We start from the raw sequence: 16,676 nt of genomic DNA on the forward strand, positions 1-16,676 counted from the left end.
TTATGCCTCCTCCAGAGAATTCAGATAATCTTCCGGTTCCAGCCCGATCCCCATTGCCGCTTCCCGGCAGACCTTGGAAGTGCCGGAGAGTAAGAAAGTCTTATTTAAATCTTTAGCGGTTTTGCCGGCAGAGTAGAGAAGCTGAATGCCCAGTGTATCGCAGTCGGTTATTCCGTTAATATCCAGTATCAATCCATTTTCATTTTCAAGCCCAAGCAGCATCTGATCTTTAAGAGCACCAACTTCATAAGCGGACAGGGAACCTTTGATCTTGATCACCAGGTTACCGTCCTTGTCTTTTTCCGGGGAAGTCATACATTCTCCTTTTCAGGTATCTGTCTCTGTTTCATTGTCCGGTTCAAGAGGCTGTATGGCAGCCTGATCGCCATGCAGCAGAAGAAGACCATTATCCTTTCCTATAAGCTGTTCGGGAAGCCGTCCTCTGTCCCGGGTTCCTGTTCCGGCCATTCTTTCCCACATCTGATTTCTTTAAAAAATTCAAAAGTATGGAAAGGAGCTACAAGTTCTTGCATGTCATTAAGGTTCACGCATTATTTCACTTGTTCATGGAAATATATCCCAATATCGAATCCATGTCAAAAATTTAACCGCCCTGGGCAGTTCTATGCCTTGGTATTTACGGGAAGCCGTATGGTGAACCGGCTACCCTTATCCGATTTTGAATCCACCAGAATCCTTCCCCCGTAGGACTCGATTATCTCCTTGCAGTATGCCAAGCCCAGCCCCGTACCCGTGGGGGTGTCTCCCTCGGCCACGAGTGGTTTTGTAGAAAAAAACGGATCAAAGAGTTTTTTATGGTCTTCCTCTGAAATTCCAGTGCCGGTGTCTGATATGGATATGGTAATTCCATGGCTCTCCTGCCTGCTTGAAATGGACAGCCTCCGGGTAGTGCTGGCATACATGGCTTCGGCACCGTTCTTTAGAAGGTTGCCCATGCACTGGCTGAAATGAACGTAAATCCCCTGGAACGGGGGAAGGGGTTCCAGATCCATGTCCACCTGAATCTTGTGCTTGAAAAACTGATTTGACTTGAACAGTTCCACCTGCTCGCACACCACCTGATTCAGGTCTATGTCCACCATATGTTCATGACTCTGTTTACGGCTGGCCGTCAGGATGGTAGTGATGATATCTCTCATCTGTATGGCAGCCGTCTCCAGGGAAAGGATATCCTTGCTCCTGGGATGTTTCACGGCCAAAACCTGGGTGACCCCCAAAATGGCCTGGAGGGGATTGTTCAGGTTGTGGACAATACCGGCGGCATGTCTGCCCAGGGCAGCCATCTTCTCCGCATCAAGCAACTGGGCTGTGCGCAGCTTTACCTGGTCATTGAGTTTGGCATTGAGTTCATGGAGCTGGTCTTCCACGGTTTTCAATCTTAAAAAAACCTTTACCTTGGCCAAAAGCTCTTCCGCTTCAAAGGGTTTGCCCAGGTGATCGTCTATGCCCGCCTCATACCCCCTGAGGCGTTCCTCAAGGGTTTTTCTGCTTGAAATCATGATTATCTTCATGAAGCCGAAGGAACCGCTCTCCCGGATCCTTTTGCATACCTCATAGCCGTCTATTCCGGTCATAACCGTATCCAGAAGAACGAGATCAGGCATGAAGGAAGGCAGAATTTCAAGGGCTTCCTCGCCGCTGTACACGGCCTTGGCCGTATACCGGGGTATCAATAGGCCTTTGATATGGCCGGCAACCGATTTGGCGTCATCGACCACAAGTATTTTGTTCTTTGAAATCATATACTCATCCGGAGAAGCCGGGAATCATAAAGGATACAAAACCGCTTTTTCCCTTTTGTTCGGGCGGAATGGATTTTTCCAAAAAGGAACGGCAGAACCGGGCACCCTCGGCTTTATATTATCAGAAACAGGTTTCTCCTATTCACAAAGGGGATTGCCGGCATTCCCAGTCCGGTTTCTAAAACAGTTCAATATTATCATCCAGCCCATCCTCTTCTTCTTCCGATCCCTCTTTCGGCTCCGGGACCTCAACCGATTTATCCCGGTCCTCTCCGGTCATTTCTTTTCCGTCTGCGGCAATTAATTCTTCATGGATCTTTCTTTCACTTTCCATTGTATATCTCTGGGCCAGGTCATCCTCTCCGTTGATGGACAGATCATCTCCCAGCCCTTTCCACGGGGCAAGAACCTCCAGCAAATCCTCCATCTCCCTGAGCACACCGGCGGAGCTTTCTATCCATTCCGGGAAGAAATCAAGCTCTTTTCTTGTCCTGTCAATGGATTCCATGAGTTTCCTGGATCTTTCCTCCGCCTGGAAAGAACTTTCCCGATATTCCTCATAGGCATTTGATATCCGGCCAATCCCCTCTTCCAAAGAGATCCCTGATACACCGGCCTCCCCTGTTGAGCGGTTTAAGGAACCCGAATCCGATGAAACGGCCAGGTCCGTGATGGATGTGATGATATTGAGGACTTCCTTGACCAGGGTGTTTGATTCATTGGAAAGATCTCTCACACTCCGGGCAAGGACTTCAAGTGTGGCGCCTTTGTCACCCAGCTTGTTTGTCATGATAATGGCATTGATCGCCTTGTATTGCAGATCGATATTGATGCTGGTTACCTGATCGGTATGAAGGGAAAGTGTGGATACGGCCCTGGATGATTGATCCATGGTTTTTTTAATCTGTTCTTCCAGCTCATTTCCCCGGTTAAGTAGCTGGCCCAGGTCTTCCAGTTTTGCCCTGAAATTTTTAAACCCCTGTTCAAGTCCGGAGGCCTCCCCCTCTTCTGAACAGGAGGCGGAAACATTTTCCATGAGCTGATCCACCTCATCGCCGATGCTCTCAAAGGAGGCCTGCATTTTTTCGTAAACGCCTTTGGTCTCTGCTATCACCTGTTTCAGATGGGCTGCCTGGAGAGCCAGAATGGACTGGGCCCGTCCCTTTCTTGCAGATCCGTCATCGTCGGCAGGTTCATCTTCGGGGTCAAGGCTGTCCGGACCTTTGCCTAACAGATCTGAAATATCTCCCAGGGCCGAAATAATGTGCTCGATCTGCTGCCGGGCAATATCGTGGAACTGAATCGACATGACGATTTCCCCGACGATATTTGATATTTTCTGGGAGTGGCTGCCCGCTTTTTCAAGGGTTGAGGATGCCAGACCGCCGATGGTCTCAATCTCCTCCATGGCTTGCTGAACGGCAGTCTCTGCGGATTGGGAAAGTTCATCAAAGGTTTTCATACCGTCGGTAATATCATTATGCACCTCAAGCTGATCCTTTCTTACCGTTTCAGAATTTCCATAAATCGTGGCGGAGATTTCACCTATGTTTCCGGCAAGGGCCTTGATCTCTTCGCCGAAGTTTTCAAACATTGCCGTGGCCTCACTTGTACGGCAACTCTCCACTCCGATGTTGAGACCGATAATATTCAAAAACCGGGAACTTTTTCGAATCGTTTCACAGATCGAACACAGCTCGCTTAAATGACCGGTACTGGCGGTTATGTTCTGCAGGCTGCCCGTTATCATTTCCCGGCAGCCGGAAAGGGTTGTCAGCGAATCATCGACTATTTCCCCGATGTGGTGCAAAAGGCCGGTCTCGGATCTGTCTGTCATACCGTCAGCAGAATTCATTATTCCCTTTGCCAGATCGCCTGATTCGGCATAGACCATCTGAAGGTCCTGACCAAGCTGTGCAAACTGCGGTTCAATTTTTTGCAAGGTGTCCCCAAGGGACTCGGAAAGCTCTGGGAGCCGGGATAAGATCCCGGCCGTCGTGTGTTCTGGCGTCTTATTGCTGTCGTTCATATTACTCATTCTCCCCGGGTAATACCAAATCTAACCGTCATTGGGACCTGTGATGTTCCCAATATACCTAAATCTTTAAAACATCTTTTCATGGAAGAAACATCCCGTCTGGAAGTATTCAGTCCATGGCGCCTAATTCAAACGGGTCAAGAGGAAATTGGGTCGTCTGCCCGAATTCCTCTGATATTTTAACTATAGCATTAGTCATCTGTTCATGTCAAAACCTGACTTCAGCCCACAGGGGTAAATAACCGGCCTTTCAGGAGATATGGGGGAGGGCCGAAGCCGGCTTTTTCTCCATTTCCGGGACAGATCCATGAACGATGGGGCGCCATACCTCGGAAAGGCTTGGCAGATGTGTGAATCGCCTGATTCTACCTTGACATTGCTAGCTGACAGGAATATACTGGCAGGAAAATTATTAGATAATGATTTGGTTTAAATCGACCTCAACGAATTCAAATTGTTGGAGTAAAAAAACTGCAAATTTTAAACTGTTTTGCTTACCATTTCCGGCTTCGGAGTATTTTAGGACTTACCTTTGCAATGTTCCGGGCAAATTGATTCGCTTAAAATTATAATAATCCGGCAATATCGGGATGCTATCTGTAAAAAAGGAGGGGGAGAATGCGTTTCAGGAATTTAAAAATCAAGGTGAAGATAATCGTGATCGTCATTCTGGCGATCCTCATTTCCGTGGGGATTGTCGGAGGCTATTCCCTTTACAGCACGATCGAACGGGCCGATCAGGATATCACCGCCTATAAAAAAGAATTGATGGATGAGACAAAGCAAAAATTAAAGGATCTGGTGGATTCGGCATATACGGTTGTGGAAAAGGTATATAACCAGACGGCCACGGTGGACGCCATTAAAAAACAGTATGGCGGTGAACTCAAATCCCTTGTGGATATCCCCTACACCATGATGGTAAAGGCCCATGCCAAGGCAGATACAGGTTCTGCCCTGTCTGCCGAATCCGGAAACGCCTTGATGAGAGGGGCCCAAAACAGCGTAAAAGATGCCATCGGCGGAATACGGTATTCGAATGACAACTACTTCTGGATCAACGATACGCATCCGCGTATGGTGATGCATCCTGTGGCCAAGTCACTGGTGGGTCAGGATCTCTCCCGGTACGCCAAGAACGGAAAAATCGTCGCCGCAGAAGGTACGGACACGCCCATGTTTGTGGAAATGGCCCGGGCCTGCCGGGAATCGGGTGAAGGATTTGTCAGTTATCTGTGGCCTGCCCCCGACGATTCCTCAAAATGGGTTCGCAAACTTTCCTATGTCCGCCTTTTCAAACCCTGGGACTGGATCGTGGGAACCGGTATCTACGTGGACAAGGCTGAGGCTGAGGCACAAAACTCTGCCATCGATATCATAACCGAAATGAAATACGGCAAAAACGATTACTTCTTTATCATGGACTTTAAGGGTATGCTCGTTGCCCATCCCAACCCGGAACTGATAGGCAAGAGCATGTACGATGAGAAAGATTCCACGGGCAGATATGTCTGGAGGGAAATGATCGAGATGGCCAAGACCAAAGGGACGGGACATATCGAGTATATGTTCCCCAAAATAGGATCTGACAAGCCGGAACCCAAACTTGCCTACTTAAGACTTTTCAAGCAGTGGAACTGGATCGTTTCAACCGGTGTCTATGTGGACGATCTTCAATCAAAAATCGTAAGCAAAGAACAGGAACTGGATGCCGCGGTCCGCCATCAGATCATATTCATGATCGTCACCATCACCCTATTGATGGTCGGTGCTTTTCTATGGGTATGGTTCATGAGCCGGGTCTTTATTGAGCGCCCCCTGGCCATGGGAGTGGACGTGGCAAACAGACTGGCCGAGGGGGATCTTAGGGTGAAGATCGACGTTTCCGGCAAGGATGAGATCGGGCAGCTCCAGAGCGCCATGAAACATATGGTGGAATCCCTTATCGATATTGTGGAGGAGGTTCAGAATGCCGTGAGCAATGTGGCCGCGGGAAGTGAAGAGCTGAGTTCAACCTCGGAACAGATGTCCCAGGGAGCCACTGAGCAGGCCTCATCGGCAGAGGAAGCTTCCTCATCCATGGAAGAGATGTCCGGGAACATCAAACAGAATGCAGACAATGCCCAGCAGACCGAACGTCTGGCGGTCCAGGCGGCAGGGGATGCGGAAAAAGGCGGCGAGGCCGTGGGCAAGACCGTTGATGCCATGAAGGAAATCGCGGACAAGATCCTGATCATTGAGGAGATCGCAAGACAGACCAACATGCTGGCGCTGAATGCAGCCATTGAAGCGGCCCGGGCCGGTGATCACGGCAAAGGGTTCGCCGTTGTGGCCGATGCCGTGCGAAAACTGGCTGAAAGGAGCCAGGCAGCCGCCGGTGAGATCAGCAATCTTTCCACATCCAGTGTAGAAATCGCTGAAAATGCCGGAGAGATGCTCAATAAAATTGTTCCGGATATCCGCAAGACATCGGAATTGGTCCAGGAGATCAACGCGGCCTCGTCTGAGCAGAGTTCCGGTGCGGAACAGATCAATACCGCGCTTCAGCAGCTGGACCAGGTGATTCAGCAGAACGCAAGCTCCTCCGAAGAGATGTCCTCCACGGCAGAGGAGCTCTCTGCCCAGGCAGAACAGCTCCAGCAGTCCATCTCCTTCTTCAAGGTTGAAACGAACCGGGCAAGAAAGGCATTGCCGGAAAGGGATGCCAGACCGGGGGCGAGACCGGTTGATCCTTCCCCGGGGGCCGGAACAGGCCGCCCCGCAAGGCCGACAGTGGTAACCAATAGGCCGGAGCCCGAGACTAACTCCCAGGGGGTGGCCCTTGAGATGGGCGACGATTCCCTGGACGATGACTTTGAAAAATATTAATGGGAGCGATCCCTGTTGACGATAGAAAAAGGCGGCAGAATCTGCCGCCTTTTTCTATAACTTTCTTTTATCCCGCAAAATATTGTTTGAAATCACGATGCGCTGGATCTCGCTGGTGCCCTCGTAAATGGTAAACACCCGGGCATCCCTATAGAACCGCTCCACATCGTAATCCTTGGTAAATCCGTAGCCGCCGTGGATCTGGATGGCCCTGGCCGTTACCTGGTTCACCATTTCCGAGGCAAAGAGCTTGGCCATGGAGGCCTCCCGGGTATACGCTTCCCCCCGGTCCTTCATGGAGGCTGCGGAAAAGACCAGCTGCCGGGCCGCTTCGATCTGGGTGGCCATGTCTGCGATCTGGAAACGGATGGCCTGGTGCTTGGCAATGGGCACACCGAACTGGCGCCGCTTTTTGGCATATTTCACGGCCGCATCAAAGGCGGCCTGGGCCACCCCCAGGGACTGGGCCGCGATACCGATCCGGCCGCTGTCCAGACCGGACATGGCAATCTTGAACCCGTCCCCCTCTTTTCCCAGCCTATTGGATGCCGGGACCCGGCAGTCCTCAAATATCAGGTCTGTGGTGTCCGAAGCCCTGAGTCCCATCTTATCTTCGGTCCGGCCCACGATAAGGCCCGGGGTCCCCTTGGGCACGATAAAACAGGAGATGCCCCGATGGGCCGTCCCCTCATCGGTCTTTGCCGTGACCAGGACCAGCCCCGAGTTCTGCCCGGAGGTGATAAAGCGCTTGGTGCCGTTGATCACATAGGTATCCTTGTCCCGGACAGCTGTGGCCGTCTGGCTCACCGGATCAGACCCGGCTTCGGGCTCGGTCAGGCCGAAGGCACCGATCATCTCCCCGGAAGCCAGGGGAACCAGGAACTCCTGCTTCTGGTCCTCGGTCCCGAATCTGTACAGACTTTCGCAGACAATGGAATTCTGGACAGACATGACCACGGATGTGGAGGCGCAGGAATAGGCGATCTCGGACAGGGCCAGGACATAGGAGACCGCATCAGCCTCCTCCCCGCCGTAATCCACGGGGATCATCATGCCCATGAGGCCCAGTTCCCCCATCTGCTTAAAATTTTCCGCCGGGAATTCCTTGGTTTTGTCCCGCTCGGCTGCCGTGGCCCCGACCACTTTTCTGGAAAACTCACGGACCATGTTCTGGATCATCAACTGCTCATCGGTAAGCTTGAATAACATGACTGACTCCTCTATTTCTAGGGTGCGTAGACGACCACGATCAAGAGGGCGTCAACATCCGAGACATTGCGTAGATCATGCTTGATCCCTGAATTAAAGTGGAGGGAGTCCCCCGGTTTCAGGGCATTGACATGCTCTCCCACCTGAACTTCGACCCGGCCTTCCAGCACATAGACAAATTCCTCTCCTTCGTGCTGGAACCCCACTCCGTCGTGGCTTGTCCCCGCTTCCACCACAATGCGGAAGGCCTTTAAATGCTTGTTTTCCGCGCCCGGAGTCAGGGGCGTATAGGCATAGTTGTCCGTTCGTTTGGTATAGGCGTCAGATCTCTTTTCCAGGTTCTCTTCCTGGTCCTTGAGCAAAAAGGAGGAGTCCAGTTGAAGGGTTCGGGAAATCTGCAGCAGGGTGCCCACAGAGGGTCTTTTCTTTCCCCCTTCAATCTGTTTGATGAATTCCTTTGACATTCCCGTTTCATTGGCCATGGCGTCCAGGCTCATCTTCTTGTCCAGCCTGGCCTTCCTGATCCGTTTTCCGATGGGGGTAATGCCTTTCTTTTTAACCATTTTATCTCCAATAGTCTGGAGGTCATCCAGACATCATCTTTGATTGAGCGCTCGTTCAGCTCTCTGTTGCTAAAAAAATCCCCGGTTCCTAGTTGATGACTTCAATCCAGCTTTCCGTGTCTTCGGCTCTTCCGTACTGAATGGCGGTCAATGCATCATAAAATTTCATGGCAGTCTCTCCGGGTGTTCCGTCTCCGATATGGATCATCCGGTCACCGTACCGGATCTCTCCCACAGGGGAGATCACAGCAGCGGTGCCTGACCCGAATACCTCCTTGAGCCGGCCCTGTTCATGGGCAGAGAACACTTCGTCGATACCGATTTTGCTCTCTTTTACCTTGATGCCCCATTTTCTGGCCAGGTCGATTACGGAGTACCTTGTGATGCCCGGCAGGATGCTTCCGGTCAAATTGGGGGTGACAAGAGTATCATCAATCATGAAAAAGATATTCATGGCCCCGACCTCTTCGATATACTTCTGTTCCAGGGCATCCAGCCACATCACCTGGGCATACCCCTCTTTCTTGGCCATTTCACCGGCAAAGAGGCTGGCCGCGTAATTCCCCGCAGTCTTGAACTCACCCACACCGCCCCGGACGGCCCGGACATGACTTTTGGACACCCATATCTTCACCGGGTTGAACCCTTCTGCATAATAGGCGCCAACCGGGGACAGGATGATGAAGAACTTGAAAGTAAAGGAAGACCGCACCCCCAGGAAGGGATCGGTTGCTATGATAAAAGGCCGGACATAGAGGGAGGTGCCCAGGGTCTCGGGGATCCATTTCTCTTCCAGGCGGATGAGCTCTTTCATGGCTTCCATGGCAAAATCAATATCCAGCTCCGGAATGCACAGTCCCCGGGCCGACCGGTTCATGCGCTTGTAATTATCCCTGGCCCTGAACAGCTGAATCTTGCCCTCGGGAGTTTTATAGGCCTTGAGGCCCTCGAAAATGGCCTGGCCGTAGTGAAAAACCATGGCTGCCGGGGACAGGGAGAACTCTGAAAAAGGTTCGATCCTGGGGTCATGCCACCCCTTTTCCATGTCATAATCCATCACAAACATGTGGTCGGTAAACACCGTCCCAAAGCCAAGGTCTTCATCCTTTGGCCGCGTGCCTGTTTCAGGGGTTCGGGTCACTTTGATCTTCATTATTTCCTCCATAACACTCAATTTAAATTCAAAATAATATATTAGGATATTCATTTGTGTAAAGCAAAGGAATTTTCCCGCCCCGACACTTTCTTCTGGTCAAGGAAAATTTTAGAGGGTATGATCATTATCAGAACCACAATAAAAAAGACAAAACCAGTCCAGGCTTTGGGCTTTTGACTTCATAAGGAGGCAAACATGGCTGAAAAAAAATTCAAACAAGTCTGCACCTGCGAAAACTGCGGCAATGAAGCGGAGATGGTCGTTACATGCGAATGGATTGAGGTTGAAGAAGAAAAAGAGGCCAAGACGCCCGAAAAAAAAGGGCACAAGGTCAAGGGGACCGGAACCTGTACCAACTGCGGGACGGAGGCCGACATCTGGGTAGACATGTAGCAGGAACAGCTCTCAGCGAGAACAAGTCGACAGCCTTTCATACTTTTTTAATATCTGAAAATTACCATCCCAGGCCTGGTTGCACCGCTGAACATAGCCGGTAAATGGAGCGCCCGTCATCCTCTGGCGTCCAGAAAAAATTCCCTTTGCTGTTCTTTCTGTCAACTGCTCTCGCTGTTCTTGCTTTTTCCTGTAACGCCTCGCCCCGTCATCATCACTGTCCCATTATCTTATCCACAAGGTCCGAATCAACCGTAAAGGGAATGGTGATCTGGTCGCAGTTGGGGTTTTCTTTGTTGTAGCCGATGGCCACATCCATGGCGTTTTCATTTCTGGCCCAGTTCCGCCGGGCCACCCCGCCCATGACATCCCAGAGCATGGAAGAGCGGATAATATCGTCTACCCGGCTGCTGCCGTCCAGAACCAGGCCGAATCCGCCGTTGATGGCCTTGCCGATCCCGGTTCCCCCGCCGTTGTGCAGGGCCACCATGGTCATGCCCCGGGCTGCATTCCCGGCAAAGCAATGGGTGGCCATGTCCGCACAGACATTGGATCCGTCCAGGATATTGGCGGTTTCCCTGAACGGGGAATCGGTTCCTCCGGGATCATGGTGGTCCCGGCCCAGCATGATGGGGCCTGAAAGTTCTCCCTTCCTGACCATTTCATTGAATTTCAGGGCAATGGCCACCCTGCCCCCGGCATCCTGGTAAAGGATCCTGGCCTGGGATCCCACCACCAGCTTGTTCTTTCCGGCATCCCGTATCCACACGTAATTGTCCCGGTCTTCGGCTCTTCTGTCCGGATCAATGCAGGCCATGGCCGCCTGATCCGTCTTTTCCAGGTCTTCGGGCCTTCCGCTGAGGCAGACCCAGCGGAACGGACCGTACCCATAGTCGAAAATCGGCCCCATGATATCCTCAAAATAGGATGGGAAGACAAACCCGTCCTTGGCATCCACACCGTTTTTGGCCACCTCGGTCACCCCGGCGTCAAACACGGCCTTGAGAAAAGCATTTCCGTAATCGAAAAAATAGGTGCCAAGGCCTGAGATCTCCTTGATCAGGCCATAATGTTTTTTCAGGCTGGCATCGACCAAATCCCTGAATTTCTCCCGGTCCTCTGCCAGGAGCCGGGTTCTTTCCCCAAAGGAAATGCCGGCCGGGCAGTAGCCTCCGTCATAGACCACATGGCAGGAAGTCTGATCCGAAAGAAGGTCGACCCTGATCCTGTTTTTTACCAGGAATTCAAGAAGATCCACCACGTTCCCGGAATAGGCAATGGAGGTATTCTCCCCTGCCCCGGCTGCCTTTTGGGCAATGGATGCAACTTCGGCAAGATCCGAAGAGACCACATCCACCCATCCCTGGCTGCGGCGGGTTTCAATCCTGGAGGGATCCACCTCCGCCGTGATGGAAACGGCCCCGGCAATCTTGGCTGCCTTGGGCTGGGCTCCGCTCATACCACCCAGGCCCGAAGAGACAAAGATCAGGCCGGTTAAATCCCCGTCGGCAGGCACATTGCACATCTTCCTGCCGGCATTGAGCAGGGTATTGTAGGTCCCGTGGACAATGCCCTGGGGGCCGATGTACATCCACCCTCCGGCCGTCATCTGGCCGTAGGAGGAAACCCCCATCTGGGCCGCGATCTCCCAGTCATCCGGATTGTCGTAGAGCCCCACCATGAGGCCGTTGGTAATGATCACCCGGGGATTGTCCGGGGAGGATTTGAAAAGCCCCAGGGGATGGCCCGACTGCATGACCAGGGTCTGGTCCCGGGTCATGGTCTCTAAATATTTTTTGATCAGACGATACTGCATCCAGTTCTGGCAGACCGAACCGGTTTCCCCGTAGGTCACCAGTTCATAGGGATAGAGAGCCACTTCAAAATCCAGGTTGTTGTCGATCATCACCTGGATGGCCCGGGCCTCTCTGCACCGGCCCTGATACTCCTCAATGGGCCTGGCCTTGATCCCTCCTTCGGGCCGGAACCGGTACCCGTAAATCCGCCCCCGGGTCTTGAGCTCTTCCAGAAACTCGGGAATCAGGGTTTCGTGGAGATGTTCCGGCACGTATCTCAAGGCGTTCTTCAGTGCGGTTGCGGTCTGGGACCGGCTCAGGCGGAACCCCCGGTCCGGAGCCCTGCGGATGCCGGGTCTGAAGGACTTTTGGGAGGGCAGTTCATCCCCCAGGCGGATTCTCATGGATTCTTTGGCAAGGCTGTTGGATATCATGGCGATTCTCCTTAAAGGGTCAAAAGCTAACTTGTATATACAGGCTTATACCACTCAGACTCCCGCGATGTCAAGGGGTTTGTATGTAAGCGCCATGGCAGTTTATGGGAGGGGGATGCAGACACTAAAAATTGTCAAGAATGTTTCTAACCATGCAAAGCAAATCCGACTTAATCACCGGTTTCATAAGGATTCCCTTGATGCCTTTGGGGAGGTACCCCTCTGGATCAATTTTGCTTGAGAATCCGGTCATCAATACGATGGGCAAATCCGGTCTGATCCGGAGCAAATTGCTGGCCAGTGTATCACCGGTCATATTGGGCATGGTCATATCCGTAATCACCATGTCATAATCTTGAGGAGACCGCTTGAAAATTTCAAGGGCCTTCTCAGAGTTTGTCACACCGTCAACCGCATACCCCATTCTGTTGAGATTTATTTTTGTAATCTCTATGATCGGTTTTTCGTCATCCACAATTAAAATTTTCTCATTTCCCCCTGGAAGCTTTTCCACATGATTTTCAAAATCCATGGACTCGGAACCTGAATCCAGGATTGGCAGATAAACATCAAAAGAGGAGCCCTGCCCAGGGTCACTTTCCACCGAAATCTGCCCCCTGTGATTTTTGATAATTCCATGGACAAGGGAAAGTCCCAATCCCGTGCCCTTTCCCTCGGGTTTGGTCGTATAAAAGGGTTCAAATATCCGCTCCAGGTCACCTTCTCCGATGCCGTGCCCTGTATCGCTTATCCTCAGATGAAGATAGTTGCCGGTCCTCATATTGATAAACTTAGACACAAAATCTTGGTCAACGGCAATATCATTCAGTTCAACGGTTAACAAACCTCCGGTTTCTTCCATGGCATGGGCTCCGTTGGTGCATAAATTCATGATGATCTGGTGGATCTGGGTGGGGTCTCCCATGATTTGGGAATTGGAGGAGAGATTGTCTCTGATTTCAATAGTAGACGGCAGAGAAGCCTTTAAGAGCTTTAGCGCCTCTTTTATGATCAGCCGAATGCGGATGGGTTTCATTTCCTGTTCAGTTTGACGGCTGAAGGTCAGGATCTGCTTTACAAGATCTTTGGCCCTATGAGCTGATTTTAATATGCCCTGCAAAGCCTTATGCACACTTTCCTGCTCGTTGACCGAGGCCAAGGAAATTTCAGCAAACCCCATGATGGCGAATAAAATATTGTTAAAATCATGTGCGATCCCACCGGCCAGTGTTCCAATTGCCTCCAGTTTCTGAACATGGCGCAGCTGCTTTTCCAAATTCAAAGTTTCTGTAATATCCCGGAAAATGGTGAATTTGGACACAGAGCCATCCGCGTTTAGGATGGGTGAATTGGAGACATTATAGTGACGCCTGTCTTTGGGATTCAAAACAGTATATTTTTGATGCTCAAATTTTTTAATTTTTTCGAAAGTACACCAGGGACATTTTAACTCTCTAAGATAAATAGAGGAATGACAGGTCCTGCCGATAAAATCCCCCCCCAGCCATCTGATCATCGCCGGGTTCATATATGAGATGATATAATCCGGAGAGCAGATATAGGCCGGATCATCCATTGCCTCCATCATGCTTCTGTGTTTTGCTTCGCTTGCTTCCAATGCTTCCCTGGCTTTTTTGGTTTCTGTAATGTCGTCAAATACAGTATAGACTGAACTCGGAGTTTTTTCATCTTGAAGAAACTGGGGAACCGCATCAACCTTGATCCATCTATGGTGATTCTTTTTAGGATTAAATACACCCAGGATGACATTATTCACCGGTCTGCCGGTTCTTAACGCCATCATGGACGGATGGTCATCCGGTTTCAAGGGGGTACCATCTTCTCCAACAGGATGCCGTTCAGATTTTTTCTCCGGCTGTTTCAACAAAATTTCTCCGGGCACACCCAGAATCTTTTCAGCCGCCTGATTCACAGATATGATTCGTCCGGCTCTATCCTGGTAGACCACGCCCTGCCCCATGGTTTCGAAGAGAGTTCGATACCTGTTTTCACTGACAAACAGATCCTGTTCAACTTTTTTTTTGGCAATCACCCGCCAGGTTTCCGTCATCAATAAAGTCAGCTGTTCAGCATCTGATTCATCATAGGGAGAGGCTTTATTGCCGACGCCGGCAATGGCAATAATACGGTTACCGCTGTATACAGGGATGCTCATATGCCGGGTAACATGGAAGTGTCCTTCCGGATATCCCTGCTTTTCAGAAATACTCTGGTAATCGTTGTGAAAGACCGGTTTTTTGAATCGAATGCAGTCTGCCCAGATCCCGGCGCTGTCCAGGGGATAATGGGTACCCTTGGCAGATTCGCAGATGTTCAAGACCTCTTGGGACCATGAGGTGAGCAGGATGCTTCCTCTTTCTTCATCGTAGAAATGAAAATATCCCCCCTGGCTCTGTGTAAGCTTGACACCCTGCTCAAGTGCGAAATTGGCAAGTTCTTGTTCAGATTTTTCCTCCATCTTGCTCAATTCCACAAGGGCTCTTAATCTGTCCCGATTGAGCTGGATCGATTTTTCATCTTTTTTTCTCTGGGTAATATCACTGACGATTCCGAAACTGCCGTTGAAAGACTCGGTTTCATCCCTTATGATGGCAGGGGATACTAGGGTTTGAATCTGTCTTTTTTTACGGGTGTTCCAGGCGATTTCGTAGGGTTCGGCAACACCGGAGATTCTTTTTTTCCATTCATTTTTAAAAATCTCAACCTCTGTTTTGTTAAAAAATATGGTATATTTTTTCCCGATGATATCCTCGGGACGATACTCAGTCATCCGAAGCAACTGGTCATTGACATAGGTGACAACACCCTCCCGGTCAAGCACCAACAGCCCCTCCGGCATGGTTTCAACCAGCATCCGGTATTTCTTTTCACTGACCTGTAAATCAAGCTGTATCTCTTTTCTGGACACCACCTCGTCCAAGAGTCTGGCATTGATATCTTCCAATTCCCGGGTCCTCTCCACCACCCGGTATTCAAGTTCTTTTTTCGATTTGAGAAGTTGTTTTTCGTTATCCTCCTTGATAACGGACAGCCAGGCCAGTTTCCAAGAAACGCCTCCGATCACAAAGAATGAAATCAAGCAAAAAAAAGTATTATAGAACTTCCACACCCTCTGTTGGGCATACAAAACGCTCCGGGGTATGAAAGATACGATTTTCCAATAATATCCGGAACTATCAGAGTGATTGATCATGACTTTAGTTTCCGGGTTGAGGACTTCAACCGCCTCGGCCAACGGTGATACGGTTGAAAAGGTAAACAGCCCGGCCATGGTTTCGACTTGACCCTTTTGGGAGCCATTGAGCCTTGTCCAGACAGCGGGGAATTTTTCTTTAAAATTCAACTGGGGATTTTTTTGCATAAACCCCCATTCATCTTCCTTTTTCACTCCTTTGAGCCAGAAACCGTCCTTATTTAAAAGCATCAGTTCCGTTTGATTTTGCCGGGAGGTCTTTTCAAATTTTGTAATTAAATGTTTGCCAAGATAATTTAAAATCACAATGCCCATGACGTTTCCGGTTTTATCGCGAACCGGTTCTGCGACGCGGATCGTCGGCTTGTAGGGGATTTCAATTTTTCCGTTTTCAATGTTCAGATCAAAAGGAGAAAAATAAATCCGTCCTTTTTTCACACCCAGGGCCTCCTTTAAATAGTACCGGTTGCCTTTGAACTGAAGATCCCGGGGCTGAACGATTTGGGGGCCGGTTTCCGTGTTGTTGATACGAATTTTTTCCCAGCCGGTGTTGTCTACATACCGGATCTGATCATATTTTTTATGGGTCTTTGCAAAGAGAATCAGATCCGGTATCATCAGGACCGGATCTATTGGTTTTCCTGTTTCCGAAGTGATCAAATCCACCTTTGCCCTCTCGGCTAACCCGGCGACGAACTCAATATCCTCAATGATCGGAATCAGTTCACTGGAGAGATTGGTTTTCCCATTGGAGACGGTTTGGATTTCATGGCCTTTTTTCAACAATAGATCCGACGTACTTTGTACTTTGTAGATGTAACCAGAAATAGCCACCAGAACAATATAAACCGGGACAAAAATAATAAGTCCTTTTTTCAGAACCGTGGAATTTTTGTACGAAATGGTGGATCGGTTATTCTCTTTCATTTTAACTTTTCTCAGTGCGCAAGAATTAAAAAGGAGAAATAGATTCCCGGCAGGGCGACAGCACTGGAAAAACCGGACCGATTCCGATGAGGCGCGATGTGAATGATATCTGAAATTTGGGAAATCTGGGTACTAGATATTTATATCATCTGTTTAACCGTTTTTCAACAAATTAGAAATTCAGATGGATCGGATCCCTTTGCGTTTAAAGGAAAAACATCACACCCTCTTTTGTTGGATCATTGCTTCGGGGATCTGTAAGAATCAAGTACACGCCTGCCAAACATATCTGAAACCGACGAAAATCTCATCGAT

10 protein-coding genes are annotated in these 16,676 nt (G+C 50.0%); 2 read left to right on the forward strand and 8 right to left on the reverse strand.

All coding sequences use genetic code 11. The features are described 5' to 3' along the window. The 3 genes from F608_RS0107310 to F608_RS0107330 all read right to left on the reverse strand — a co-directional run bounded on the left by F608_RS0107310 (position 1) and on the right by F608_RS0107330 (position 3,792). Positions 1 to 315, reverse strand: a complete 315-nt coding sequence (locus F608_RS0107310) for an STAS domain-containing protein (protein ID WP_022664974.1) — start codon at positions 313 to 315, stop codon at positions 1 to 3. A 308-nt stretch (positions 316 to 623) separates the two neighbouring features. Then, the gene (locus F608_RS0107320) at positions 624 to 1,763 is read right to left on the reverse strand and encodes a sensor histidine kinase (RefSeq protein WP_022664976.1); all 1,140 of its coding nucleotides are present in this window, start codon (positions 1,761 to 1,763) and stop codon (positions 624 to 626) included. A 178-nt stretch (positions 1,764 to 1,941) separates the two neighbouring features. After that, the gene (locus tag F608_RS0107330) at positions 1,942 to 3,792 is read right to left on the reverse strand and encodes a methyl-accepting chemotaxis protein (RefSeq protein WP_022664978.1); all 1,851 of its coding nucleotides are present in this window, start codon (positions 3,790 to 3,792) and stop codon (positions 1,942 to 1,944) included. Positions 3,793 to 4,419: 627 nt separating this feature from the next. Between F608_RS0107330 and F608_RS0107340 the strand changes: the two genes are divergently transcribed. After that, positions 4,420 to 6,669: a methyl-accepting chemotaxis protein gene (locus F608_RS0107340; protein WP_022664980.1), complete on the forward strand. Its 2,250-nt coding sequence runs from the start codon at positions 4,420 to 4,422 to the stop codon at positions 6,667 to 6,669. Positions 6,670 to 6,723: 54 nt separating this feature from the next. Here the strand turns inward: F608_RS0107340 and F608_RS0107345 are convergent, their stop codons facing one another. The 3 genes from F608_RS0107345 to F608_RS0107355 all read right to left on the reverse strand — a co-directional run bounded on the left by F608_RS0107345 (position 6,724) and on the right by F608_RS0107355 (position 9,594). Further along, positions 6,724 to 7,878 (reverse strand): acyl-CoA dehydrogenase, encoded by a 1,155-nt coding sequence (locus F608_RS0107345; RefSeq protein ID WP_022664981.1) that lies wholly within the window; start codon positions 7,876 to 7,878, stop codon positions 6,724 to 6,726. Between the two features lie 17 nt (positions 7,879 to 7,895). Then, complete coding sequence (locus F608_RS0107350; protein ID WP_022664982.1) at positions 7,896 to 8,441, reverse strand: helix-turn-helix domain-containing protein; 546 nt, start codon at positions 8,439 to 8,441, stop codon at positions 7,896 to 7,898. An 88-nt stretch (positions 8,442 to 8,529) separates the two neighbouring features. Further along, the gene (locus F608_RS0107355; protein ID WP_022664983.1) at positions 8,530 to 9,594 is read right to left on the reverse strand and encodes a branched-chain amino acid aminotransferase; all 1,065 of its coding nucleotides are present in this window, start codon (positions 9,592 to 9,594) and stop codon (positions 8,530 to 8,532) included. Between the two features lie 198 nt (positions 9,595 to 9,792). Here F608_RS0107355 and F608_RS0107360 point away from each other — a divergent pair, with 198 nt between their 5' ends. Further along, on the forward strand, positions 9,793 to 9,990 hold the full coding sequence (locus F608_RS0107360; RefSeq protein ID WP_022664984.1) for a hypothetical protein: 198 nt from the start codon (positions 9,793 to 9,795) through the stop codon (positions 9,988 to 9,990). Between the two features lie 214 nt (positions 9,991 to 10,204). On the opposite strand, the gene F608_RS0107365 is transcribed toward F608_RS0107360, so the two are convergent. Together F608_RS0107365 and F608_RS34515 are read right to left on the reverse strand one after the other, a co-directional pair. Next, positions 10,205 to 12,220, reverse strand: a complete 2,016-nt coding sequence (locus F608_RS0107365) for a urocanate hydratase (RefSeq protein ID WP_022664985.1) — start codon at positions 12,218 to 12,220, stop codon at positions 10,205 to 10,207. 124 nt (positions 12,221 to 12,344) lie between these two features. Then, a complete protein-coding gene (locus tag F608_RS34515) occupies positions 12,345 to 16,361 on the reverse strand; it encodes a PAS domain S-box protein (RefSeq protein ID WP_022664986.1) in 4,017 nt (1,338 codons plus the stop codon). Positions 16,362 to 16,676: the final 315 nt, after the last annotated feature.

The sequence above is a fragment of the Desulfospira joergensenii DSM 10085 genome (assembly GCF_000420085.1).
Classification (GTDB): Bacteria; Desulfobacterota; Desulfobacteria; order Desulfobacterales; family Desulfobacteraceae; genus Desulfospira; species Desulfospira joergensenii.

What these genes read in the sequence shown, in the direction of transcription:
- F608_RS34515 (WP_022664986.1), bottom strand. Translation starts at nt 16,361, where the DNA reads ATGAAAGAGAATAACCGATCCACCATTTCGTACAAAAATTCCACGGTT.
- F608_RS0107330 (WP_022664978.1), bottom strand. Translation starts at nt 3,792, where the DNA reads ATGAACGACAGCAATAAGACGCCAGAACACACGACGGCCGGGATCTTA.
- F608_RS0107360 (WP_022664984.1), top strand. Translation starts at nt 9,793, where the DNA reads ATGGCTGAAAAAAAATTCAAACAAGTCTGCACCTGCGAAAACTGCGGC.
- F608_RS0107355 (WP_022664983.1), bottom strand. Translation starts at nt 9,594, where the DNA reads ATGAAGATCAAAGTGACCCGAACCCCTGAAACAGGCACGCGGCCAAAG.
- F608_RS0107310 (WP_022664974.1), bottom strand. Translation starts at nt 315, where the DNA reads ATGACTTCCCCGGAAAAAGACAAGGACGGTAACCTGGTGATCAAGATC.
- F608_RS0107365 (WP_022664985.1), bottom strand. Translation starts at nt 12,220, where the DNA reads ATGATATCCAACAGCCTTGCCAAAGAATCCATGAGAATCCGCCTGGGG.
- F608_RS0107320 (WP_022664976.1), bottom strand. Translation starts at nt 1,763, where the DNA reads ATGATTTCAAAGAACAAAATACTTGTGGTCGATGACGCCAAATCGGTT.
- F608_RS0107345 (WP_022664981.1), bottom strand. Translation starts at nt 7,878, where the DNA reads ATGTTATTCAAGCTTACCGATGAGCAGTTGATGATCCAGAACATGGTC.
- F608_RS0107340 (WP_022664980.1), top strand. Translation starts at nt 4,420, where the DNA reads ATGCGTTTCAGGAATTTAAAAATCAAGGTGAAGATAATCGTGATCGTC.
- F608_RS0107350 (WP_022664982.1), bottom strand. Translation starts at nt 8,441, where the DNA reads ATGGTTAAAAAGAAAGGCATTACCCCCATCGGAAAACGGATCAGGAAG.